At 70.9% G+C, this 22,771-nt stretch carries 21 protein-coding genes; 8 read left to right on the top strand and 13 right to left on the bottom strand.

Annotation, left to right across the window (positions count from 1 at the left end; all coding sequences use genetic code 11):
* Positions 1–433 precede the first annotated feature (433 nt).
* Positions 434–649: a hypothetical protein gene (locus tag IE118_RS30190; protein ID WP_189561271.1), complete on the bottom strand. Its 216-nt coding sequence runs from the start codon at positions 647–649 to the stop codon at positions 434–436.
* A 615-nt stretch (positions 650–1,264) separates the two neighbouring features.
* On the opposite strand from IE118_RS30190, the gene IE118_RS30185 reads away from it, so the two are divergent.
* The 3 genes from IE118_RS30185 (at position 1,265) to tpg (ending at position 5,749) form a co-directional block, all read left to right on the top strand.
* Complete coding sequence (locus IE118_RS30185) at positions 1,265–2,734, top strand: hypothetical protein (protein WP_189561270.1); 1,470 nt, start codon at positions 1,265–1,267, stop codon at positions 2,732–2,734.
* Positions 2,735–2,869: 135 nt separating this feature from the next.
* A complete protein-coding gene (gene tap, locus IE118_RS30180) occupies positions 2,870–5,179 on the top strand; it encodes a telomere-associated protein Tap (RefSeq protein WP_189561269.1) in 2,310 nt (769 codons plus the stop codon).
* Between the two features lie 12 nt (positions 5,180–5,191).
* A complete protein-coding gene (gene tpg / locus IE118_RS30175) occupies positions 5,192–5,749 on the top strand; it encodes a telomere-protecting terminal protein Tpg (protein WP_189561268.1) in 558 nt (185 codons plus the stop codon).
* A gap of 243 nt (positions 5,750–5,992) precedes the next feature.
* Here the strand turns inward: tpg and IE118_RS30170 are convergent, their stop codons facing one another.
* From IE118_RS30170 to IE118_RS30155, 4 genes are all read right to left on the bottom strand, one after another.
* On the bottom strand, positions 5,993–6,694 hold the full coding sequence (locus IE118_RS30170; protein WP_229847007.1) for an Imm49 family immunity protein: 702 nt from the start codon (positions 6,692–6,694) through the stop codon (positions 5,993–5,995).
* Between the two features lie 22 nt (positions 6,695–6,716).
* Entirely contained in the window at positions 6,717–6,887 is a 171-nt protein-coding gene (locus IE118_RS30165; RefSeq protein WP_229847006.1) for a hypothetical protein, read from the bottom strand.
* 138 nt (positions 6,888–7,025) lie between these two features.
* Positions 7,026–8,030: a MerR family transcriptional regulator gene (locus tag IE118_RS30160; protein WP_189561266.1), complete on the bottom strand. Its 1,005-nt coding sequence runs from the start codon at positions 8,028–8,030 to the stop codon at positions 7,026–7,028.
* Positions 8,031–8,033: 3 nt separating this feature from the next.
* Complete coding sequence (locus IE118_RS30155) at positions 8,034–8,705, bottom strand: HEAT repeat domain-containing protein (RefSeq protein WP_189561265.1); 672 nt, start codon at positions 8,703–8,705, stop codon at positions 8,034–8,036.
* Positions 8,706–8,906: 201 nt separating this feature from the next.
* Here IE118_RS30155 and IE118_RS30150 point away from each other — a divergent pair, with 201 nt between their 5' ends.
* A complete protein-coding gene (locus tag IE118_RS30150; RefSeq protein ID WP_229847005.1) occupies positions 8,907–9,320 on the top strand; it encodes an ATP dependent DNA ligase in 414 nt (137 codons plus the stop codon).
* A gap of 43 nt (positions 9,321–9,363) precedes the next feature.
* Here IE118_RS30150 and IE118_RS30145 read toward each other — a convergent pair.
* From IE118_RS30145 to IE118_RS34785, 3 genes are all read right to left on the bottom strand, one after another.
* Positions 9,364–10,223 (bottom strand): IS5 family transposase gene (locus IE118_RS30145; RefSeq protein WP_268248982.1). Its coding sequence is split into 2 segments (ribosomal slippage): positions 9,364–9,878 and positions 9,878–10,223, totalling 861 coding nucleotides; the frame shifts between segments, so codons are not numbered across the junction.
* Positions 10,224–10,318: 95 nt separating this feature from the next.
* The gene (locus IE118_RS30140) at positions 10,319–10,762 is read right to left on the bottom strand and encodes an ankyrin repeat domain-containing protein (protein ID WP_189561264.1); all 444 of its coding nucleotides are present in this window, start codon (positions 10,760–10,762) and stop codon (positions 10,319–10,321) included.
* Between the two features lie 39 nt (positions 10,763–10,801).
* Positions 10,802–11,572: an IS5 family transposase gene (locus IE118_RS34785; protein WP_373303247.1), complete on the bottom strand. Its 771-nt coding sequence runs from the start codon at positions 11,570–11,572 to the stop codon at positions 10,802–10,804.
* Between the two features lie 77 nt (positions 11,573–11,649).
* Between IE118_RS34785 and IE118_RS30130 the strand changes: the two genes are divergently transcribed.
* On the top strand, positions 11,650–12,276 hold the full coding sequence (locus tag IE118_RS30130) for a DUF4291 domain-containing protein (protein ID WP_189561263.1): 627 nt from the start codon (positions 11,650–11,652) through the stop codon (positions 12,274–12,276).
* A 736-nt stretch (positions 12,277–13,012) separates the two neighbouring features.
* Here the strand turns inward: IE118_RS30130 and trxB are convergent.
* The 3 genes from trxB to IE118_RS30115 form a co-directional block, all read right to left on the bottom strand.
* Positions 13,013–13,972, bottom strand: a complete 960-nt coding sequence (gene trxB / locus IE118_RS30125) for a thioredoxin-disulfide reductase (RefSeq protein ID WP_189561262.1) — start codon at positions 13,970–13,972, stop codon at positions 13,013–13,015.
* 64 nt (positions 13,973–14,036) lie between these two features.
* Positions 14,037–15,563: an FAD-binding oxidoreductase gene (locus IE118_RS30120; protein ID WP_189561261.1), complete on the bottom strand. Its 1,527-nt coding sequence runs from the start codon at positions 15,561–15,563 to the stop codon at positions 14,037–14,039.
* Between the two features lie 312 nt (positions 15,564–15,875).
* The gene (locus IE118_RS30115; protein WP_189561260.1) at positions 15,876–16,796 is read right to left on the bottom strand and encodes a 2OG-Fe(II) oxygenase family protein; all 921 of its coding nucleotides are present in this window, start codon (positions 16,794–16,796) and stop codon (positions 15,876–15,878) included.
* Between the two features lie 653 nt (positions 16,797–17,449).
* On the opposite strand from IE118_RS30115, the gene IE118_RS30110 reads away from it, so the two are divergent.
* A complete protein-coding gene (locus tag IE118_RS30110) occupies positions 17,450–18,742 on the top strand; it encodes an ATP-grasp domain-containing protein (protein ID WP_189561259.1) in 1,293 nt (430 codons plus the stop codon).
* An 870-nt stretch (positions 18,743–19,612) separates the two neighbouring features.
* Here the strand turns inward: IE118_RS30110 and IE118_RS30105 are convergent.
* Together IE118_RS30105 and IE118_RS30100 are read right to left on the bottom strand one after the other, a co-directional pair.
* Entirely contained in the window at positions 19,613–20,251 is a 639-nt protein-coding gene (locus tag IE118_RS30105; RefSeq protein ID WP_189561258.1) for a mycothiol-dependent nitroreductase Rv2466c family protein, read from the bottom strand.
* A gap of 159 nt (positions 20,252–20,410) precedes the next feature.
* Positions 20,411–20,866, bottom strand: a complete 456-nt coding sequence (locus IE118_RS30100) for a GNAT family N-acetyltransferase (protein WP_229847004.1) — start codon at positions 20,864–20,866, stop codon at positions 20,411–20,413.
* A gap of 135 nt (positions 20,867–21,001) precedes the next feature.
* Here IE118_RS30100 and IE118_RS30095 point away from each other — a divergent pair, with 135 nt between their 5' ends.
* Positions 21,002–21,979 carry an NADPH:quinone reductase gene (locus IE118_RS30095; RefSeq protein WP_189561257.1) on the top strand — a complete coding sequence of 326 codons (978 nt, stop codon included), beginning with the start codon at positions 21,002–21,004 and terminating at the stop codon, positions 21,977–21,979.
* A 227-nt stretch (positions 21,980–22,206) separates the two neighbouring features.
* A complete protein-coding gene (locus IE118_RS30090) occupies positions 22,207–22,761 on the top strand; it encodes an SRPBCC family protein (protein WP_189561256.1) in 555 nt (184 codons plus the stop codon).
* Positions 22,762–22,771: the final 10 nt, after the last annotated feature.

The raw sequence follows: 22,771 nt of genomic DNA, 5'->3' as shown, positions 1-22,771 counted from the left end.
TTGACCAGCGTGGAAGCCTCTCGCTCCTAGATTTAGACGGGGTGGCCCCCTCCGGTTCTGGGGTGGCTGCCAACTGGGCTTCTGCGGTCGAGGTTTCCGGGGTGATGGCGATGTTCTCGCCGGGCTTACGGCGACGGGGCGGCAGGCTCAACGACCGTCGGGGTGGGGGAGGAGCCGGACGGTCCGGCCGACGCTGAGGGCGTGGCGGAGGGAGGAGACGCGCTGGAGTCCCGCTCAGGCGGCACCCCTGGTGCTCCCTGCTTCTCGACTGGCCTGCTGGGTGGGATCGCCTGCGGATGAGTCTGGGGCAGGCGTCGCTGTCTGGCTCGGCGCGGGTGGCTGCGCCGTCCGTTCCGGGCTGTCGGCGTCGGACTGCTGCTCGTCCTCAGGCGCCGGGGTGTCCGCAGAAGCGGGCGGCTTGCTGCCGCCTGACTCACCGGAGGGGGCTGTCAGGGCTGCCTGCTGGAGGGGCGTGCCGTTCCGTGTTCTCGTCCGGTGTCCGGGCCTCGGGCACGGTGACCTGCTGCCCGGGGTAGATCACGTCCGGGTCGGCGGTGGCGGGCGAACCGTCCGGCTGCGGCTTGCCCCGGCTGGCATCGGTCGGTCTCGTGGTCGGGGCGACCACGAGACCGACCACGGCTCCGGACACGGTCGGGCGCGCCTGAGTCCGCGACCGGGCGCGGGAGTTGGCGGCAGCGGGCTGAACGGTCGCGCAGGGCGAAGTCGCCGGCGGGTCGGAGGCGCTCTCAGAGGTCGGTAGGGCAGGTCGGTTGCGCAGACTCTGCCAGTTGCGCAGCCTCACGGCGGACGTGCGCATTCTGCTGTACGCAATCGCATGAGCACGCCGATTGCGCAGGACCTCACCCTCATTGCGCAGAGGTCTGCGCAATGAGGGTGCCCTGCGGTGCGCAGCCGCGATTGCGCAGCCGTCCGCACCACCGTGATGGGTCTCGTAGTTGGGGTGGTGAGGATCGTGGTCGGTGCGACCATGAGACCGACCACGGCAGCTCACGGCGCGTGTTGCCCGATCGTGACCGGTGGTGGGGTCTGGTGGTCGGCCGTCTGGTCGGGGGCGCCCGATGAGCTGACGGCATGGGATCTTGTCCATCACTTTCCACCCAGCGACCCTGGTCATCCTCCGTCGCTACGGTGGCCGCAGGACCTCAGCGCCGGCGCGCTTGTGGTGCGTGGAGGAGCACGGTGAGCCGCTTTGTGGTGCGTGGAGGAGCACGGTGAGCCGCTTTGTGATGCGTGGAGGCGTCCGGTGAGCCGCTTCGGCGCGGGGATCCGGCGCGGGGTGATGGCAGCCGATCAGTTTACCCAGATCGCCAACCGCCTTTTCCGCGACGCCAAGTTGTCATACAAGGCGAAGGGGATCTTCGGCTGCATCTCCACGCACCGCGACGGCTGGCAGGTCACCATCACCGGTCTGGCCGCCGTGGGCCCTGACGGGAAGGAAGCCGTCCGTATCGCCGTGAGGGAGCTGGAGCGCTGCGGCTACCTCATCCGGGAACGCCTGCGCCGCGCGGACGGCACACTCGGCGAGATCGTCTACTCCATCACCGACCGCCCCGCCACGCTCGACGCAGACCTGCCTCAAGCCCTCCCCGCCGTCGCAGTCCCGGACCTCGATGACGGCAGCGGCTTCCCCGGCGGGATCCGGCGCGGGGTGATGGCGGCCGATCAGTTCACCCAGATCGCCAACGGCCTGTTCCGTGACGGCCGGCTGTCGTTCAAGGCGAAGGGACTCTTCGGCTACGTCTCCACACACCGCGATGGCTGGCGCATGACCGTCGCCGACTTGGCGCGCCGCGGCCGCGACGGCGAGGCAGCCGTCACAAGCGGGCTGAAGGAGCTGGAAAAGCACGGCTTCCTGCTGCGCGAACGCCTGCGCAACCCCGACGGCACCCTCGGCCCGGCCGCGTACTGCATCACCGACCTGCCCGCCATACAAAACAGCAGGTCACAACCAGAGTCCGGTTATCCACCAGTGGATAAACCAACGTTGGCTCATCGCCCTACTAAGAACACCATGAGTAAGAAGACCAACAAGCAGAACACCAGACCCCTCCCTCCATGCGCCCACGACACCGCCACGCGCATCCCCGGACGGACGGACCAGCCACACCCGCCGACCGCTCCCGCGCCCGCTCCACCGGCCGATGAGATGCACCCGGGGATCCGGCTGCTGCTGCAGATCGCAGCGAGCCGTCCCGAACTGCTGCTGACGGGCAAGGCACTGACCGACCAGGGCCGCGTGATCACCGTCATGCTGGAAGCCGGCTGGAGCGCCGAGCAGCTGCGCCACGTCATCACCGACCGACCCCTTCCCAGCCCGGTGCGCACCTCGGTCGGTGCGATCATCGCCGCCCGGCTGCGCGCCGCCCAGGCCTATCCGCCGCCCGCCACCACGGCCGGCCACCCGGATCCGCTCCGGCCAACTGAGCCGCTCACAGAGCCGGCCACCGAGCAGTCGTGGGCGGAGCGCTCCTCGACCAAGGCGGCCGCCCGCACCGTCAATGAGGCCCTCACCTACCGGGCGCTCGTCGAGTGCGCCGGATGCGGGGTCCCTACAACCGCACCCGGCGAAGACCTCTGCCCGACCTGCCTGGGCTGGCCACCGTGTCGCACCTGCCCCGGCCCCACCCCCCGCCGCGCCCATCCGGACGGCGACGGCCGCTGCACCACCTGCGCTACCGCACTGACCCACTCCGTCCAGGTGAGCACCTCGTAATGAGCCCGCTCTGCTCACGACACAGAGACAGTCCCGCCGCTCCGCCCTGCCGCTGCCGTATTAGTACGCGATCCGTACGGAAAAAGTGCGCTATCTGTACGATTCAAGGGGTAGGGTGCTGGCCGGAGGTGTTTCATGTCGGAGTTGTTCGAGGCGGTCGACGCACTGGTTGCGTCCCGTGCTCCGCTGCCGTCGGCGCAGGAGCGCAAGCGGCTGCGTCAGGCTCATGGGCTGACGCTGGAGGAGGTGGCCGCTGCGCTGAAGGTGCGTCGGGCGACGGTGTCCGGCTGGGAGTCGTTGAAGAAGACGGTCGAGCCGCGGGGTCCGGAGCGTGAGGCGTATGCGCGGCTGCTGAACAAGCTCGCTGACCTCTACCCCGCGTCGCCCCCGGTCAGGGAGGGGACAGTCGCCCCGGCGGTGCTGGACACTTTCACCGCCGCGCCCGCTCCGACGGAAGCACAGACTCCGCCCACCGGCCCGGCGCCCGATACTGCGACCACGACGGCAACCGAGAACACCCGAATCAACCCGGGCCCTCCTCCTGCTGCTCTGGCTGCCACGCCTGCACCCGAGAACCCTCAGATCAACCCGGGCCCTCCTCCTGCTGCTCTGGCGACCGCGCCTGCTTCGACGCGCACCACCGGGAGCACGTCGACGTCGCGCCGCCCCAGTGCACGCAAGGCGGCCCCGGCCGGCGGCCCGGCGGGTGGCTCCGACCCGCGCTTTGAGAACGGGCCCCTGGCGGTCGTCGACGTCGACACCGACGGCCAGGTCCTGGCGTACTGCACCGGCGGCCTGGTCCTGGACGTGCCCGCCACGTCCCTGCCGGCTCTTGTGGAGTGGACGCTGCAGGAGGCCAGGCTGGGGCAGCCGAGGCTGTCCGGTCCGGGCAAGGACGCCGACCCGCTGCTGGTGCTGACCGAGGCCGCGCTCGAGCGCTACGGCCTGCCCGTGGCCCTCACCGATGAGGAGCGCCTCGCCGGGCGCCTGCCGGAGGGCCACAAAGTCATCAAGCAGCTGTCCCGCGCCGACTGGAAGCTGACCAAGCGCGGGCTTGGACCGTGGGCGCGGATCTACCGCCCCGCACAGGGTTCGGAGCGGGCCTGCGTGCAGCTGTGCATTCCCTCCTGGCATGCGCTCGATGCCCGGCACTGGGGCAACGCCGCCCAGCTTCCGCCGGCGGACCTCGCCCGCGTCCTGGGCGTCTACGCCTCCCGCGTGATGACGCCGCGCGGCTCCACCGCCGTGACGGGCCTGGAGCTGATGACGGCGCTGCACCCGCCGACCCGCGCCTCCGAGCCCGACGCCGACGGCCGCCGGCACTCCGAGCGCAACCCCGGCTCGCTGGGCAAGGAGCCGGTGGACTGCGCACCGTGCGAGGCCCCCGACGGGCACCCGCTGCTGGCGGACCTGCCGCGCTTCCACGTCCGCGGCCCCGACGAGAAGCTGTTCGAGGAGGCGTACGACTGGGCGCGGCCGATGACGGATGCCGAGTGCACCCTGCGGCACCTGGTCGGGATCGACGTGAACATGGCCTTCGCCGCCGGAGCCAACGGCCTGATCGTCGGCCTCGGCGCACCCACCCACGTCACCACCCCGGTCTTCGACCCGAAGCTGCCCGGCTCCTGGCTGGTCGACCTCTCCCACGTCGACCTGTCCAGCGTGAAGGTCGGCAAGGAGTGGGTGGAGCTGGAAGGCGACTTGCTGCCCAGCCCGTTCACGCCGAAGGGCGAGCGTCCCGAGGGTCCGGCCTGGTACGCCACGCCGACGGTCGCCTACGCCCAGGAGCTGGGCTACGAGGTCCGCCCGCTGGAGGCATACGTGAGGTACGACAACGGCCGTTATCTGGACGGTTGGTATCAGCGGCTGCGGGACGCCTACCTCGCCACGATGGCTGACCTCGGCGTCACCGCGGACATGGCGCCGGCGGACTTCCTGGCGGCGATGGACGGCTACAAGTGCCGTGACCCGCAGCTGGCGATCGTGGCCGCGGCGATCAAGGCCACGGTCAAGGGCGGCCTGGGCAAGCTGCGGGAGCGCCCCCGCGGGGAGGGCTGGCGGCCCGGGCAGCCGTGGCGGGCCCTGGCCCGCCCGACGTGGCGGCCGGACATCCGAGCTGCGGTCATCTCCCGCACCCGCATCAACCTGCACCGCAAGATCGTCAAGCATGCGGCGTTCACCGGCCAGTACCCGGTGGCGGTCTTGTCCGACTGCGTCGTCTACGCCGCGAATGGACCGAGCCCGCTGGACTTCCTGCCCTACCGGGAGGACAAGCCGCTGCCTGGCGGCTTCAAGCTCGGCATCAACCCCGGCCTGGTCAAGCACGAGGGCACCCAGAGCCTCCTGTGGGGCGAAGAAGTTCGTGAGCGGTTCAACGCCCCGGACCTCAACCTCGCCCGGTACATCAAGGACGGCACCGTCACCGACGTCGACCACGGAGAGTAGGAGAAGGTCACGATGAGCCTGTTCGGGGACGGCCTGGAAGCCGCGGTGCAGAAATCCTTCACCCGCCCGGCGCCCAAGAGCGCACCCGCCCAGATGCGCTACCTGGTCAAGCAGCTCAAGGGCACCCGCGCGGTCGCCCAGATGTTGCGGATCTCCCAGCGCACCGTCGAACGGTACGTGAAGGACCAGATCAAAAAGCCCCGCCCGGACCTCGCCGCACGCCTGGAACGCGAGGTGAAAAGGCGCTGGCAGCCGCAGGTCCGCGCCCGGGCCCGGCAGAGAGCGGCCACCACCGGCGGCATCGTCATCGACACCCGCGCACGCCTCGGCTACACCGCCCCCATCGGATCGACGGACGAGTCCCGCATCCGGCACCTGACCGTCGCCCTGCCCCCGCAACACGCCGCCCGCCTCCTCGACGCCCAGCAAGCCGGCGCAGGCGACCAGCAGCTCCAGCAGATCGCCGCCGACGCGCTGCGCGAGGTGTACTTCCAAGACGGCGGCCGCCGCGCCGGAAGCCTGGACGAAGTTCGCTTCACCGACATCGAACACCTCGAGTTCGAGCTGTAGCCGCCCCGAACACCACGCGCGCCCCGGACCGTATCGGTCCGGGGCGCGCTCGCCTATCCACCTCCGAGACCGCTGGCCGTAACAGGTCGCCGACGGCGGCCCCGCGCCGACCGAGCGTTCCATGAGTGGCATCCGCGAGATTGAAGCCACTCATTCCTAGTGGCGGGTGCGACTGGCCAGCAGGTCCTCGTGCAGTGCGACAGGCTCGAACACGTTCCCAGACGGATCCAAACGACAGCTTCGTCAGTGCTGCGGGGTGCGCAGAAGGGAGTCGGGCAGGTAAGCCGACCTGATGCCCAGCTGCCATCCATGCGCGAGGGATGCGAGCGCGGCCACTGCGGCGGTTCTGACCGGCAACAGGGTCCGCGGCATCGGGTCGGTGCCCACGCCAGCGCGGTGCTCCAGAAGCCGTACTGCCGGGGCCTGCTCGAAGGCGGATTGGTCGTCGTCCAGCAGGACACGCAGCAGCCGCTGGTCCGCGTCCACGGCGCCGACCGCGTCGAGCCGTTCGGTGGCGCGGAGCCGCGCTTCGGTGTCGGGCTTGGCCAGCGGGACGGGGCCGGGAAGGGCACCGGGGTAACGCCCCTGCACGATGGTCAGGTACTCGCACAGCGCGTCCATCTCGGCGAGGTCGGCTGGGGCGGAGACAGACTCCCGCTTCGAGTAGGGGACTCCGTCACGGATGGCGGGAGCGTAGTCCTTGCGCAGCAGCGGACCGATGACCCAGCTGCGATCCCATACGAGGCCGCTGATTACGCACAGGGCGAAGGCCCTGACCCAGGTCTGGGCGGTGGTAGCCGGAGACGCCGGTTCCCAGGTCTCTTCGTAGTGCATCTCTGCGCTGGTGAGCGCCTCTTCGACGAGGGGCAGAGGGACGTCCCAGTCACCATCGGGGAAGCAGCCCAGGTCCAGCTCTCCAAGGCCTCGGAGTCCTAGCCCAGACACCAGCCGCAAAGTAGCCGGGCGATCACGTGCTCACCGCCTTGGCGGCCTGCTCGTCGTGTTCGCGAAGCATCCGCATGACCGTGGCGGGCGAGGGGTGCTGGCCCTTCTTCGCGCCGGTGGTGATGACGAGCCGCTTGGCAATGTCGCGCAGGCTCATCTCCTGGTCGCGCAGGTGAAGGGCCATGGACAGCATGTCCTCGTCGGTGACGCCCGCGCCACCGATGATCTTGCCGCGCTTGCGGGCGGACTCGTGGCCTTCGAGGGGACGGCGACAGATCCAGGCCCCCTCCGCCCCGCGGGACTCGTGCGGGGCGGAGGGGGAGAGATTCTGTCACCCCACGTCGCGGAGCTGAAGCAGGTATGTGGCGGTTAGCGCAACAGCACGGTCCTCGTCATGGGACAGCTCCACGAGGGCACGTGACGCCGTCGTCCCCGGGATGTCTGCCAGTGCTTGGGTCAGCCGCCCGCGTGCAGGTGCCTTGGTTGTGTCGTCGGCAAGGCGGTCGACGAGCCTGGTCGCGATCTGATCTGCCGTCGCGGTGTCGTTCGCCAGCACGCTCAGTGCATCGGCTGCATCGGTGTCGTTCCTTCCCTCCACGATCATGTCGATGAGCGCCGGGACCGCGTCGGCCACACCACATGTACCGAGCGCCAAAGCCGCATACCCACGGACCACGGCGTCGGGGTTCGCAAGGGCATCCCGCAGCTGCGCGGTAGCTTCATCACCAGGCATCTCAACGAGGGCCTGAACGGCACGCTCCCGCACCGCGGCCACCGGTGAGCTGAGGCCCTCTGCCAGCAGTGCCAAGGGAACTTCGTCCGATCGCGCCAACGCCCATCGCAGGGCTCCCGCAACGTTCGGCTCTGTCTCGCTGAGTGCGGCCTCGACCAGGGCTTCCACCGGCACCGTAACCTCGTCGCCCGAGGAGAGGACCGCGCGCTGGCGTGCGTCGGCGCTCTTCGACCCCAGTGCTTGGAGGAGCGCAACGACCTGAAGCACGTCCTCCCAGCCGACGGGGTCCGCGGCATGGATCCGGCGGAGCTGCGTGAGTAGCTCGGTCTCGGCCGCGATGCGATCACGCGTCTGCCGGATGAGGTCGCCGACGAGCGCCGAGGGCGTGAAATCGGGATCGTCGAGCGCGCGCCCGATCTCACGCAGCGACAGGCCCAGGGACCGCAAGCTCTCGATGTGGAAGATCCGCTGGATGTCCTCCGCGGAGTACTCCCGATAACCGGATCCCGTACGGCCCGAAGGCTGCACGAGGCCCAGCGATTCGTAGTGCCGGAGCATGCGGGCACTGACTCCGGACCGATTGGCCACCTCACCGATCAACACAGGTCAATCGTCTGCCTTTGGGGCTCCGGTGAGGGCCGCGACGCGCTTGGCCTCCTCGATCGCCAGCTCGAATCCGGCGTCGGGGTCCCGCAGCAGCCGTTGGGTGGCGAGCGCGTGTGCGCGCACGCGCGGGTCTTCAGCCGTCGTCGCGGCGTGCAGGGCCGGCCCGGCCACTTCACCCAGTGCCACCAGCGCCTGGCTGAGACTCAGCTGCGTCTCCCGCTCACCGCGCCCGAGCTGCGTCGCCAGACCCGTGGCCAGGGTGAGCGCCTCGCCTTCCGGGACGAGCACGACCGCGGCCCGCCAGGCGCTGCGCGCCACCTCGTCGTCGGCGTCGGACAACAGTGCCCGGGTGATCGCCGGCCACGCCTGCCGGTCCCCGATCTTGGACAGCGTGTGCAGCGCCTGGCTGCGTGCCTGCACACGCTCGGAGCGGACCTCGCGGAGCAGCTTGGGGAGCGTCAGGGACACCGGGTGACGGGTGAGTGCCCAGGTCAGCATGTCGCGGACGAAGAACTCGGGCTCGATCGCGCATCGCTCGATGAGCTTGTCGACGAAGCACGGATCGGGCGCCGTACCGACCGCCAGAGCGGCCCGCAGCCGCACGGACGAACGACTGTCCGCCAGCCCCTGGAGCGCTCGTATCGCATCCGTGTCCCCTCTCATCATGGTCATCGGGACCACCTCCTTGGGAAACAGTCAAGACCTTGTCACCGTGTCAAGGTCAAACGGGGCCGGCTGCCCGATCACGAGTCACTGAGAGGATGCCCCCGGGTGTGCGCCAGATGGTCCGGCTCCAGGTGCTCGATGCTCGCGGCGCGGTCGCGTGCGGCATGGGCGCGCGTCGGGTCGAGCGCTCGCCAGGCGGCCTTACCCGTGAGGGCCTGGAGGAAGTACAAGGCCCGGCGCACCGAGGACGCCATCGTCGCGGCGATCACCGGCTCTCCGGCGGCTCCGCGCGCGCTGCTATTGGGCCGGTATGACACCGCCGGGCGCCTGCGCTACGTCGGGCGTAGCACGACGCTTTCGCAGGCCTCGGGCAGGGCGGTCGCCGGGTTCCTCAATCCGACCGCAGACCATCCGTGGACGGGCTGGACCTTCAGCGCGGGATGGGGCTCGCGCGAGAGTCTGCACGTCACTCTCGTCGTGCCGGAGCTGGTGGTGGAGGTCGGCGTCGACGTGGCGCGAGACGGTGCCGGACGCTGGCGCCATCCGGCTCGCTGGCATCGGATGCGCCCGGAGCTGGTGCCCGCCGACACCCCGCGCTTCGAGCCGGGGCCGACAGGCTGAGCGGCCGCCCGGGCGGCCACGCCGCTAGGCCGTTTCCTTTGGATCACCTCGCCGACCAGATGAAGATGGCGGCGAGGTGGAGTCCGGCCAGGTAGATGGTGGCGGTCTTGTCGTAGCGAGTGGCCAGACCGCGCCACTGCTTGAGCTTGTTGATGCATCGCTCGACGGTGTTCCGCTGTTTGTAGGTCTCGCGATCGAAGGCCGGTGGACGGCCGCCGAGCCGACCGCGCCGCTTGCGGTTCGCGGCCTGATCAGCCGGCTGCGGGATCACCGCCCGGATCTTCCGCTGTCGAAGATGGAGGCGGATCGCCCGTGACGAGTACGCCTTGTCGGCCAGGACCACGTCGGGTGTGACCCTGGGGCGGCCGATCCGCCTGGGTACCCGTAATCGACGCATGACCTGCTCGAATGCGGGTGCGTCACCGGACTGCCCCGGTGTGATGACGAATGCCAGCGGTCGGCATCGGCCGTCCGCCACGAGGTGGATCTTCGTGGTCAGCCCACCACGGGAGCGACCGAGGGCATGGTCTGTTGGCTCGCCGACCGGGGCCCCCTTTGACGAGCCCCGGCGGCGTGCTGGTGGGCACGGACGATGGTGGAATCGACCGCGACGACCCAGTCGAGGTCGCCCTCGGCGTCGGCCTGGGCGAGCAGGGCGGTGAAGACCTTCTCCCAGGTGCCGTCGGCGGCCCACTTCCGCAGCCGGTTGTGGGCGCCCTTCCAGGAGCCGAAGCACTCGGGCAGGTCCATCCACGGCGTGCCGGTGCGGTACTTGAACGCGATCGCGTCGATCACCTGCCGGTGATCACGCCACCGCCCACCCCGCTTCGGCGTCCGGTCCGGCAGCAAAGGCTCAACGCGCGCCCACTGGGCGTCAGTCAACGACACACCCAGACCAACGATCCGATGATCTGAAAGAAACGGCCTAGCCAGGCCACCCCAAAGGTTAAATCCCAAGCTAGGGCCTGTTGGGAAAGTGGGTAGTGAGACTTTCCTGGCTACGGAGCTGGGTGAGCTTTCGTTGTTGGGTGCGCTCCTGCTGCCCTGAGGATCTCGGCAGTGTCGGGGTGGGGGCCATTGTCCGCCCAGTCCAGCGGGGACCAGCCTGCGCCATGGTCTTCGCGGAGGGTGGGATCGGCCCCATGCGCCAACAGTTCCCGGACCGTTGCGGTGTGTCCCCAGCAAGCAGCTGCGCACAGCGGTGTGCCCTCCGAGCCGGGGCCGCTGCTTTCAGTGTCAGGGGAAGCGCCGGCCTCGATGAGCAAGCGGGCCACCTCGACCTCTCCCTGCACCGATGCGAAGTATAGAGGAGTGGTGCCGTCAGTGTTCCTTCTCTCCGGATTTGCTCCACTGCGCAGCAGGGTTTTCGCGCTCCTGGCGTCACCTGACAGGATTGCCTCGAAAAGGCGGTGGGAGAGCTTCTTCTGCTGCCGCTGCTTCATAGCCGGTGAGGCTAGCGATCAGGGGTACGCCAGAACCACTCATATCCATTCGTTGATCATTGCGACCAGCACAGTGGCCTCGTAGCGGACGGCGAGCTTGTCGTATCGCGTGGCCACGGCACGATGGCGCTTGAGGCGATTGATGCCACACTCGACGGCATGCCGCTCGCGGTAGTCGTTCTTGTCGAACTTCGGAGGCCGGCCGCCCCGGGAGCCTAGCTTGTGGCGGTGGCGGACCCGGTCCGCCGGGACCGGGATGGTCGCCTTGATCCCGCGTCTGCGTAGGTAGGCCCGGTTGCGGCGGGAGTCGTACGCCTTGTCGGCCCGTACCCGGTCCGGTCGCCTGCGAGGCCGTCCAGGGCCGAGTCGGGGCACCCGGATCGCGTCCAGGACCGGTTCGAACTGTGGCGAGTCACCCCGCTGACCGGCTGTGATCACGACGGACAGCGGCTTCTGCCCCTGCTTGACGGCAAGATGAATCTTGGTGGTCAGCCCGCCCCGGGAGCGTCCGAGACCGTGGTCGGCAGCGGGGCCGCGACGGGAACGGGGGACCGGTCGCGGCCGCGCGCCGCCCTGCCCGCCCTCTGCGCGACGCAGATCGTGAGCTGGGGCATCGTCCACCACGCCTTCGCCGTCCTCAACCTTCAGATCACCGCCGTGACCGGTTGGCCGGCCGGGGTGACCACCGCGGCGTTCTCCCTCGGGCTGGTCGTCTCCGCCTTCGCCGGGATCCGTATCGGCCGCATCCGACCAGCGTCGCTCCCGCGACTTGGTTTCCTTGCCTTCATGGGCGTCGCCTGCCCCCCTCATTCGCCACCGTAGAGTCGGTGGCTTCCCGCCGCGGTAATTCGGTGGCGTGTGCGACGACGTCTGTTCACCCTGATCCAGTGACAGAACCCAAGTACCAGATCCGAGCCCTGTACCAGGACTCCACGATCACCGTCTACCAGGCGTATTCGCCGGCGATCGGTCTGGCGGCGGCCCGGGATGGCCGTTTCCCGGCGGAGTGGAAGCGGGACCGGATGACGTGGATCAAGCCGTCGTTCCTGTGGATGATGTACCGCTGCGGATGGGGCAGCAAGGAAGGCCAGGAGACCGTCCTCGCCGTCGAGATCACCAGGAAGGGTTTCGAGTGGGCACTGCGGCACGCCTGCCTGTCCCACTACGAGCACGGACTCCACACCGACATCGGCACGTGGAAGCGCCAGTTGAGGCATGCTCCCGCCCGGGTGCAGTGGGACCCCGAACGTGACCTGCGCCTCCAGCCGCTTCCGCACCGATCGCTGCAGCTCGGCCTCTCCGGCGAAGCCGCACATCTCTACGCTGACGAGTGGATCGTCTCCATCACCGATGTCACGCCGCTGGCCCGCACGGTCCACGCCCACGTGCGAGACGGAGAACTGGACGTCGCCCCGTACCTCCTGCCGCGTGAACGCCCTTACCCCGTGGACGATGAGGCTCTGGCCCACCTGTACCGGCAGGCCGGCACCACCATGGAGGTGACTTCTCCATAGGGCCGGGGACCTCCATGGGCCTGCCTGTGGCACCAGGAGGGGAAGACGTCGGGGCATCCATCCGCAGTCGTTGCGGTTGATCTTCAACGAGCGGGTCTGGTCGTTGAGGGTGTAGCCGCGCAGGTCGTGGAGGGAGCCGCCGCTGCGGATCACACACCCACCGCCCTGAGTGCTGACGCTTTGCGTACCCGCGGGCGGTGCGGTCGGAATTGTTGCGTATCGAGCTGCCGCGGCCACGGAGCGGGGAAGGTACATCCTTCACACTGCCGTCCACCGCACGCCGCACCCAGGGCTGCTTCTGCGGATTCGAGGTCTGATAGGGCTGCCTCTGCAACGTCACCCCCGACGAGACGCCGTCACCGCGGCTCCATGTACTGCTCGAGCACAGACCTTGCTGACCTGGCGATAACCGGCCTCAGCCTGCGCAGTGGCTGCGCACAGCCTTTTCAGGAGTAGAGCAGGACACGCTTGCGGAGGAGCTCGAAGCTGGCGTGGCCGTAGAGCTTTACGGAGGTGCTTCTCCTTGATGTCGGGGTGGAGCTCTCTGTGTGGGGGCAGGGGTGGGTGGTGTGGTTGGGGGAGGTGTTGCCTGCGGTTGGGTGGGGTTTCCGTTTGGTGTTTTGGCCGCTGGGGGGGGTGGGTTGGTGGTTGTGGGTGTTTGGGGTTTGGCTTTGTGTGGGTGGTGGTGGGGCTGGTTCGTGTGGTGGGCTCCGGCCGTGGTGTGTGTGGGTGGTGGTCAGCAGAGGTTGATGTTGGGGTGGTGGGTGAGGTGGCGTTCTGTGTCGAGGGCTGCTGCGCAGCCGGTGGCGGCGGCTGTGATGGCTTGGCGGTAGGTGTGGTCGACGGCGTCGCCGGCGGCGAAGACGCCGGGGATGCTGGTGTGGGTGGTGGGGGTTTGGACTTGGATGTAGCCGGCGTCGTCGAGGTCGAGTTGGTCTTTGAATAGGTGGGTGCGGGGGTTGTGGCCGATGGCGATGAAGAGGCCGGTGACGGGGAGGGGGTGGTGTTCGCCGGTTTGGGTGTTGCGCAGGGTCAGGGAGGTGAGGTGGTTGTCGCCGTGGAGTTCGGTGACTTCGCTGTTCCAGGCGAAGGTGATGTCGGGGTGGGCGCGGGCGCGTTCCTGCATGACTTTGGAGGCGCGTAGGGTGTCGCGTCGGTGGATGATCGTGACGGAGTTGGCGTAGCGGGTGAGGAAGGTGGCCTCTTCCATCGCTGTGTCGCCGCCGCCCACGACCGCGATGTCGCGGCCTTTGAAGAAGAAGCCGTCGCAGGTGGCGCAGGAGGAGACCCCGCGTCCGGAGAGGGTGTCCTCGCGGGGGAGTCCCAGGGTGCGGTGTTGTGAGCCGGTGGCGACGATCACGGTGCGGGCGTGGTGTTTGGTGCCGGTGGAGTCGGTGACGGTTTTGATCGTGCCGGTGAGGTTCACGGCGGTGATGTCGTCGTCGATGATGTCGGCGCCGAAGCGTTCGGACTGTGCGCGCATGCGGTCCATCAGGTCGGGGCCCAGTATTCCTTCGGGGAAGCCGGGGTAATTTTCCACTTCGGTGGTGGTGGTGAGGGCGCCGCCGACGAGGAGGGAGCCGGCGAAGACGAGGGGGGACAGCTGGGCGCGTGCGGTGTAGAGGGCTGCGGTGTATCCCGCGGGGCCGGAGCCGATGATGATGACGTCGCGTATGTGGTTGCCGGTGCTGGTCACGGTGGGTCCTTGGGTGGGGAGCGGGCGAAGGCGGGTGGGGGCCGGGGGGGAGGGGTGTGGGGGGTCAGTCGATGGCCTGGGCGAAGTCGAAGAAGCGGTGGGGGTCGTAGGACTGCTTGACCGTCCGCAGGCGGGCGTAGTTCTCGCCGTAGTAGGCCTCGCGCCAGGTGGCGAGGGCCGGGTCCATGTAGTTCTGGTAGGAGCGGTGACTGGAGTGGGTGTCCAGGGTGGTGTACGCGTGGTTCACCCAGGCCTGGGCGCGGGCGCGGTCGTCCGGGGCGGGGGCGGGGGTGGACAGGGTGAGCGCGTATCCGGCGTTGAGTACCGCGTTGCGGTGGACGAACGCGGTGGCGGTGGGGGAGACCTCGTTGATGCGTCCGCCGTAGGGGAACAGGCCGAGGAAGCGGAACTGGCCGGGGGCCGGGTCGGCGGTGAAGGCGTCCAGGGCGGCGCGGGCGGTGGCGGATGTCCAGGGTGTGGCGAAGAACTGGTTGCGCTGGGTGGTGTGGGAGTCGCGGGGGAGCTGCGCCTCGGGGGTGAAGCCGACGCGGTGGCAGGCGTCGACGGTTTTGTCGCCGCAGCCGTACACCTGCATCATCGCTTGCGTGTAGGGGAGTTCGCTGCTGGTGCGGCTGGTGCCGGGGTGGCCGGCCGCGGTGGTGAGACGGTCCAGGAGGCGGTCGCAGTCGCTTGTGGTGCCGTGGAAGGCGCCGGTGAGGACGACGTGGGGCTCGGTGCCGGCGGGGGCGTCGGTGGAGTGCAGGAACATCAGCTCGCAGGCGAGTTCACGGGGTGCGGACGCCATCCAGTCCTGCCAGGCGAGGATCACCTGGACGGCGTCGGTGAAGTGGAAGTTGAGGTTGAACAGGGTCAGGACCGGGATCTGTACGGGCCGCACCTCGTAGGCGGTGACGATGCCGAAGTTTCCGCCGCCGCCTCCGCGCAGTGCCCAGAACAGGTCGGTGTTGCTGGTGGCGGAGGCGCGTACGGTGTGGCCGTCGGCGAGGACGACGCGGGCGGAGACGAGGAGGTCGGAGCCCATGCCGTACTTGCGGGAGGCGTAGCCCAGGCCGCCGCCCTGGATCCAGCCGCCCATGGCGACGGTGGGACAGGTGCCGCCGGCGACCTGGATGCCGTACGGGGCGAGGGCGTTGACGGCGTCGACGCCCTGGCTGCCGGCGCCGAGGTGGATGGTGGAGCCGCCGACGCGGACGCTGTTGAGGCGGGAGACGTCGATGACGAGGCCGGGGCCGGTGGAGTAGCCGGCGGCGCTGTGGCCGCCACTGCGGACGGCGGTGGCCAGGCTGTTGTCCTGGGCGAAGCGGATGCAGGCGGCGACGTCGGCGTCGGTGGCGCAGTAGGCGACGGCCTGGGGGTGAACGGTGTCGAACTGGGCCAGCTGGAGCTGCCGGGCGGTGTCGTAACGGGCGTCGTGGGGCAGGACGAGCGGGCCGGTGAGACGGTACCGCAGGCTGTTCCAGGGCACCGCGGTGTCGGCGGCGGCGAGGACGAGGCCGCCGGTGGTGGCGGTGAGGGCGGCTGCAGCGGTGGTGCCGGCCGAGGCCCGTATGAGGGTGCGTCGGCTGAGCATGGGGATCACTCTCCGTCAGGTCCGGGGCGGGCGGGGGTGGAGGGGGCGCGCGCGGGGTGGTGCGGTTGAGGTGCAGCTTCCGGGAGGCCGGGGGAGATGCGGCGGGATCGGGGCGGAATGTGTCATCTCGGCCCCGCTCGTGCTCAGGGCGCAGGGGCGGAGCGGCGGGAGGGCAGCGCCTGTGCCGGACTGCGCGGGTGGAGGGGCTTCGGCACACCCGCTGCCGGCCCGGCGCCCGGCGAACCGGCAAATGACCGACCGGTAGGCGCAGACGCGAAGCGATGGCCGTTGTCCGTACGCATGCCTGCGCTGTTACGGGGTCAGGTGGTGGGTGCGGTAGGTGCTGCGTTGGACGAGTTCGTCCGCGGTGAGGGTGGCGAAGCGGTGGGGGGAGGGGTCGGTGTCCGGGACGGGGAGGGGAGTGAGGGCGGTCCAGGGGGTGGGGTGGCAGAACTGGGCGAGGGAGAGGCGGCCTCCGCTCTGGCCCGGCTGGGCCATGACCCGGTGGACGGCGGCGCGGGCGAAGCCGTTGGTGAGGCGGTCGAGGGCGGTGCCGACATGGACCACGGTGTAGCCGGACGGCGCCTCGACGGGCAGCCACTCGCCGTCGAGGAGGACTTCCAGGCCGGGCGCGGTCGCCCTGGGCAGGGCGGTGATCAGGTCGACGTCCTGGTGCTCCACCGTCCACACCTGGCGTTGCGAGGGCGCCTGGTCCATCGGCGGGTGCCAGGTGGCCCGGTTGACGGCGGGGCCGTCCTGCAGCATGTCGGTGAAGTAGTCGGGGTGGGCGCCGAGGGCGCCGGCGAGGGTGCGGACGACGTCGTGCTGGAAGCGGAGCAGGCGTGTGTGGAGTTCGCGCAGCGCGGAGCCGATACCGGGCACCAGGTGGTCGGGGAAGTACGGGTCGGGGTAGCGGGCCGGGTAGCGCAGGCGCAGCGGGTGCCGTGCGGGCAACGGCGCTTGCCAGTGGAAGAGTTCCTGCCAGTCGGGCGCGGGGTCCTTCCCGGTGCGCTGCGGCAGGGGTGGGGTGTAGCCGGCCTGTCCGTTGCCGCCCGCCACCCGGCAGGTGGCCTTGGCGTCGGGGGGCAGGGCGAAGAAGGCGCGCAGGAAGGCGTACGCCTCGTCCAGCAGACTTTCGGGAACGGTGTCGCGGACGAGGAAGAACCCGTCGCGCAGTGCGCCGCGCAGGTGCTGCCGGCCGCCGGGCCGTTCCAGGTCGATTTCCTTGAGCATGTTCCGTCCCTTCACGGGCGGCGCGTCGGGCACGGCCTCGGGCTTTGGGCTGTGGGTTCTCGGGCTCCGGGCTGTGGGTTCTCGGGCTCCGAGCGGTCTGTGCGGTGCCCCGCTTCCCGGCGTCCGTGGTGCGGGGTGGCCTGTGACCCGTGGCGTGTGGCCTGGGGCGGCGGTCCGGGCACCGGACCGCGGGCCGCCGGAAGGTAAAAAGGGGTGCGTACGCCGTCTCGTCCTCACCTCCCAAGGGTTCGGTAACGGGGCGCGTCCCGGCTTCCCGCACGTCCGGTGTGCGGGTCCGCCGAACCCCGAAAGTAGGCGGGCGACCTTCCGGACGGCCAGCGGGGGGCCGGGAATCCGGCAACTTCCGGCATTCGCCCCGCACCGTGTCGACGCCCGTCCCGCACCGTGTCGACGGGCGGCTCGAACAGGTCACCTGACCCATTCGTCCCGGCTTCCTTGAGCTACCCGGCGCGCGAGGCGGACGCTGGCGCAACAGCAGGACCGGGCCAGGGAGCCGGGCGACGGGCCCGTGGTTCCGGTGGAGACGACGCCCCCCCCGCCGACCAGGACGGTCCGGTATCCGGCGACAGGCCGCCGGCCGGGGCGAACGCGCTCCTGTCCCTCCCCGCCCCCGGACGAAAGGCCTCGCCATCATGGGTGCCCCTCACGTTCTGCTCCTCGCCGGGATCGGCGGCCACGCCACCGGCGAGGCCCTCGACTCCCTGTCCACGCTGACCGACGCCGTCAGCGTCGTGTACGTCACCGCCTGGCGCCCCGCCGAGCCGGTCCGCGCGGACTGGGAACGGCGCCGGCTGCGCGGCGAGTTCGTGGAGGTAGCCGACCTGGACGCGGCGGTCCTGGCCGCCGTCGCCCTGCACGGCCGGCTGCCGTTGGACGGTGTGGTGACCTACTCCGAACTGCTGCTGCGCCCGCAGGCGGAGATCGCCTTCCGTCTGGGCCTGCCCGGCAACCCGCCCGAGGCGGTGGCCATCGCCCAGTCCAAGTCGCTTCAGCGCCTGCTCTTCGCCGAACGCGACGTGCCCTCACCCGAGTTCGAGATCATCACCAGCGAGCGGGACCTCGCGGCGGCAGCCGCCCGCGTCGGGCTGCCCGGTGTGTTCAAGCCCTCGCTGGGCACGGGCAGCCAGAGTGTCCGGCTGGTGTCGACGTACGCCGAGCTGATCCACGCCTTCACCGCGGCGCGCGCCGAGAAGACCACCTTCCTGCAGTCCGACGAGGCGTACCTGCTGGAGCAGCGCATGGCGCTGGAGAGGGACGGTGACAGCGGCTACGCGGCCTACTGCAGCGTGGAGTCGCTGCTGGCCGGCGGTACCGCCCACCACCTGGCGGTCTCCGACCGGCTGCCCCTGGAGCATGGCTACGCCGAGGAGGGCGTCGTGCTGCCCGGCCGGCTGGACGAGGCGACCCGGGCGGCCGCCGTCGACGTCGCCGACCGGGCGATCAGGGCGATCGGGCTGGTCTCGGGCGCGGTGCACACCGAGATCGCGCTGACGGCCGACGGGCCGCGCGTCATCGAGGTCAACGCGCGGGCGGGCGGCCCGCTGCCGACCATGTTCAAGGTGGCGGCCGGTTACGACTACGCCGCCGAGATCGGCCGCGCCGCGCTGGGTCTCCAGCCGAGCGGGCTGCCGGAGTTCACCCGGGTCGCCCTGTTGCGGTATCTGCCGATCCCGGCGGGCAACTGGCGGGTGGCCACGCAGACCCCGGCCGGGGCGGTCCTGCGCGGCTACCCCGAACTGGTCCACCTCTCCCCGCACTTCGCGCCGGGCCAGCGGGTCAGCAGGCAGCGCACCCTGCACCTGGCCAGCTTCATGGTCGCCGCCCCCGACCGGGGCACGGCCCGCTCCGTCACCCGGCAGGTGGAGCGGGCACTGGGCATCCGGCTGATACCGGGGTTCGACGCGACGGCCGGGGGGCGGCCGTGACGGACCGGGCCGCGGAGCGGACCGGTGGTGTGCCGGTGCGCCGGGCGGCTGCGGAACACCCCGGCATCCGCGCCGTACCGAGCGCGTTGTTCGCGGTGCGCCGCGCGGCCTTCCATGCCCTGGCGGCGGTCTCCTCCTTTGCCGGACGGGAGCGGCGGCGGGGGCCGGTCGATCGGCAGGGCCGGCGGGCATCGGCAGGGCCGGCGGGGCCCGGGGGTGTGGGCGGACCGCCCCGGCTGCGGACTGTGCGGGGCGCGGGCCGGGCACGGCCCGAGGCGTTGTGGTACGTCGCTGAAGGCCGGACGACGAGTCACGACGCCCCCGCCCCCGCTCCGCCGTGACGGCAGTGATCCGCACCGGTGTCGGGCGGGGCCGGCCCGCGTGCCGCGTTGTCGCCACCCGCGGCGCGCTCGGGCGGCCGGTCCGGTCGCGGTGCTCCGGGGACTCGAGGGCGCGCACGGAAGCGTCGACGCCGCGCTCCCCGCGTCGGGGCACCTCGCCGGCGGACACGATGACGGGCCCCCATCCGCGGCGGTGTGGTGCGGTGGGGCAGGAGTGCCGGTCAGGAACTCGGCCGCGCTGCCACAGGGGCGTCGGGTGCGGGCAGCGGACCCAGCGGCTTCGGCCGCCGCCTGCCCCGCGGGGCGTCCGGCGGTGGCCGTACGGACGAGTGTGCCGACCGTGCACCGGGCCGTCCGGCCCGGTGGTGAAGGCTCGCGTTCCGGCTGTGGGAGGTCGGGGCGCGTGAGGGCCCGCGTCGTCGCTACGGGGTCGGGCGACGCGGGCCGGGGGAGGAGGCTTTGGTGGAGGACCGGGTCTGTGGGCGGGCGCAGGTGTGAGCAGAGGACCGGGCCCGTGGAACAGGGTCTGTCAGTCGAAGACCGGGCCGTGGGGGCGGGAGCGTTTGAGTTCGCAGAAGCCGGGAGTGGAGGCCAGGAGCAGCAGGGCGTCCCACAGGTCCAGCGCCGCCCGGCCGCGCGGGGCGGGGGTGAGGACCGGGCCGAAGAAGGCCGTCGTGGTGCCGTCGGGGCCGGGCAGGGCGATCACCGGTGTGCCGGTCTCCTGGCCGACCCGGTCGATGCCCTCCTGGTGGGAGGCCCGCAGCTCACGGTCGTAGGTGTCCTGGTCGGCGTGGTCGATCAGGTGTGGTGCGAGGCCGGCCTCCGCGAGCGCCCCCGCGATGACCTCCCGGCTCGGGCCGAGCCCCTGCCGGTGGATGCGGGTGCCCAGCGCGGTGTAGAGGCGGCCGGTGACGTCGCCGCCGTGCTTGTGCGCCGCGGCGGTCACCACCCGCACCGGCCCCCACCCCTCGGTCAGCAGCCGGCGGTAGCGCTCGGGCAGGTCCTCGCGGCCCTCGTTCAGGACGGCGAGGCTCATGACATGCCACCGGATGTCCAGGGGCCGGTGCGCGGCGACCTCCAGCAGCCACCGGGACGTCATCCACGCCCACGGACAGACGGGGTCGAACCAGAAGTCGACGGGAGTGGGAGCGGGCTCTGCTGCGGGCACGGTCGTGTCCTCCTTCAACGGCGGGTCCCTCACACGCTCGACCGGCCCGGCCAAGCCCCGGCCAAGCCCCGACCGGGCCCCGGCCAAGCCCCGGCCGGGCCCCGGTCGAGGCCCGGTCGGGGCCCGGCTGAGGCGGGGCGGGCCGGGGCGCGGGCACCGTCAGGTCCCGACACCGACGGGCAGGGTGAAGTGGAGGGCCGCGATGGTCAGGCCGCGCACGTGGTAGAAGCGGTGGGCGGTGACGTTGGCGGTGCCGGAGTCGAGTTCGACGCGGTGGCAGCCGCACACGCGGGCGCGTTCGGTGAGGTGGGCCAGCAGGGCGGTGGCGATGCCCGTCGAGCGGTGGCCGGGGTGGGTGACGAGGTCGTCGACGAAGAGGATCCGGCCACGGCTGGTCGCCAGGACGCGGTGCGTGGCGAGCGCGGTGCAGTGACCGCCGGCGTCGTACGCGGCGGTGAACACCAGGCCCTGCGCGTGCGCCTCGGTGACGAACCGGTCGAAGTCCTCCTCGGTCAGCGCGGGCCGCAGGGTGCGCATCAGCGGCCGTACGTGCGTGGTCATCCGCCGGTCGCCGGGCGCCACATCGGACAGTACGAGGGAGCGGGTGAGAGACACGCTGGGGAGCGTAGAGGCGCAACGGCCCTCATGCCGCGTGGAGTTGACACACCAGCGGGCCGACCTGACGGACCGTGTCCCGCGATCACCGCCGGCTGCGCCGCACCGGCCGGGGGCGGTGCAGACTCGGCGACCATGCGTGCCGCTTACATAACCCAGCTCGGCTCTCCCGACGTCATCCGTCACGGTGAGCTGCCCCCGCCCGTACCCGGCCCGCACGACGTGCTGGTCGACATCGAGGTGAGCGCCGTCAACCATGTGGACACCTTCGTCCGCTCCGGAGCCTGGCGCACTCCGGTCGAGTTCCCCTTCGTCATCGGACGTGACCTCGTCGGCACGGTGGCGGCGGCCGGTCCGGCCGCGACCGGTTTCCGCCCCGGTGACCGCGTGTGGTGCAACAGCCTGGGCCACGACGGCCGTCAGGGCGCCGCGGCCGAGCAGGCGGTCGTCCCGGCGGACCGGCTCTACCACCTGCCCGACGGTGTGGACCCGGTGGACGCCGTGGCGCTGGCGCACCCCGCCGCGACCGCGCACCTGGCGCTGTTCACGCACGGACGGCTGCGCGCCGGCGAGACCGTCGCCGTGCTCGGCGCCGGCGGCAACGTGGGCAGCGCGGCCGTGGTGATGGCGGTCCGGGCGGGCGCCCGGGTGATCGCCGTCGCCTCCGGCCGCGACGAGCCGTACGTACGGTCCCTGGGGGCGCACCACGTCGTCGACTACCGCTCGAGCGATGCCGCCGGGCGGATCCGGGACGCCGCCCCCGACGGCGTGGACGTCCATGTCGACACCTCCGGCGGCAACGACCTCGACACCGCGGTGGATCTGCTGGCCGGCCGGGGCCGGATCGTGCTGCTGGCCGGGCTGCGCACCCGCCCGGTGCTGCCCGTGGGCCCGCTGTACCTGAGGGACCGTTCCGTGCACGGCTTCGCCATCTCGCACGCCGACACCGCCCAGCTCGCCGACGCGGCCCGCGGCATCAACGCACTGCTGGCGACGGGCCTGCTGCGCCCGCGCGCCACCGAGGTACTGCCGTTGAGCGAGGCGGCCGAGGCCCATCGCCTCCTGGACGGCGGGAAGGTACGCGGCAAGCTCGTCCTGCGCGTACGCGGCTGAGGGGGGACAGGAGAAGGCGGCAGGAGCGGCGGGGTGCCGCTTCGCCGGCCCGGCTCTGCCCGTCATTTCCTCAGCATTTCCGCCGGACGTGACCGCGGCGCTCCTCACACTCTTCCCCGGAGGGAAAAGGGCCCCGCCGGATTTCCGGCCGGGAGCCGGAAAGGGAACTTGACGGACCCCGAACGGGTTGATTGCCCCGGTTCCGTGCGGGCCGCAGGATTGCCGCCATGACAGCGAACACGGAAACCGTCATCAACAATTCCCCGCTCTTCGAACTCGACGCCCGCATCCGCGTTTCGGCGACGCCGGCAAAGATCTATTCCGTGGTCAGCGATCTGGCCCGCAGCAAGGAGTGGAGCCCCGAGTGCATGGGCGGCGAGTGGATCGAGGGGGAGCCCTCGGCGGTCGGATCGGTCTTCCGCGGTGAGAATCTGCGCAGCGAGGACGTGGTCGGCTGGGCGCCCCTGGTGCGCGGCACCTGGTACACCGAGGCCCGTGTGGTGGCCGCCGAACCCGGCCGGACCTTCCGCTGGATGATGCTCACCCACGCCCGCGAGGACCAGGAGTCGGTCTGGGGCTTCGACGTCGAGGACGCCGGCGACCACACCTCCTGGCTCGTCCACCACTTCCGGATGGGCAAGGCCACCGCCGGAATCCACAAGATCGTCGAAGACCTCGACGAGGACGCCCGCAAGCGGTTCGTCGCGGAATGGACCGCAAAGCTGGGACAGGACCTCGACGACACCCTGGCCCGTATCAAGGACGTCATCGAAAAGAGCTGACGTCCCGCGC

The organism is Streptomyces pilosus, from assembly GCF_014649835.1.
Lineage (GTDB): Bacteria > Actinomycetota > Actinomycetes > Streptomycetales > Streptomycetaceae > Streptomyces > Streptomyces pilosus.
The sequence above is the reverse complement of the archived record's forward strand: the minus strand, read 5'-3'. Positions and strand labels throughout refer to the sequence as shown.

Excerpts from the sequence above, each read along its gene's own strand:
- IE118_RS30165 (WP_229847006.1), bottom strand. The coding sequence starts at position 6,887 with ATGCTGTCCATGGCCCTTCACCTGCGCGACCAGGAGATGAGCCTGCGC.
- IE118_RS34785 (WP_373303247.1), bottom strand. The coding sequence starts at position 11,572 with ATGAGGGGGGCAGGCGACGCCCATGAAGGCAAGGAAACCAAGTCGCGG.
- IE118_RS30155 (WP_189561265.1), bottom strand. The coding sequence starts at position 8,705 with ATGACCATGATGAGAGGGGACACGGATGCGATACGAGCGCTCCAGGGG.
- IE118_RS30090 (WP_189561256.1), top strand. The coding sequence starts at position 22,207 with ATGACAGCGAACACGGAAACCGTCATCAACAATTCCCCGCTCTTCGAA.
- IE118_RS30120 (WP_189561261.1), bottom strand. The coding sequence starts at position 15,563 with ATGCTCAGCCGACGCACCCTCATACGGGCCTCGGCCGGCACCACCGCT.
- IE118_RS30110 (WP_189561259.1), top strand. The coding sequence starts at position 17,450 with ATGGGTGCCCCTCACGTTCTGCTCCTCGCCGGGATCGGCGGCCACGCC.
- tap (WP_189561269.1), top strand. The coding sequence starts at position 2,870 with ATGTCGGAGTTGTTCGAGGCGGTCGACGCACTGGTTGCGTCCCGTGCT.
- IE118_RS30140 (WP_189561264.1), bottom strand. The coding sequence starts at position 10,762 with ATGAAGCAGCGGCAGCAGAAGAAGCTCTCCCACCGCCTTTTCGAGGCA.
- IE118_RS30095 (WP_189561257.1), top strand. The coding sequence starts at position 21,002 with ATGCGTGCCGCTTACATAACCCAGCTCGGCTCTCCCGACGTCATCCGT.
- IE118_RS30115 (WP_189561260.1), bottom strand. The coding sequence starts at position 16,796 with ATGCTCAAGGAAATCGACCTGGAACGGCCCGGCGGCCGGCAGCACCTG.
- tpg (WP_189561268.1), top strand. The coding sequence starts at position 5,192 with ATGAGCCTGTTCGGGGACGGCCTGGAAGCCGCGGTGCAGAAATCCTTC.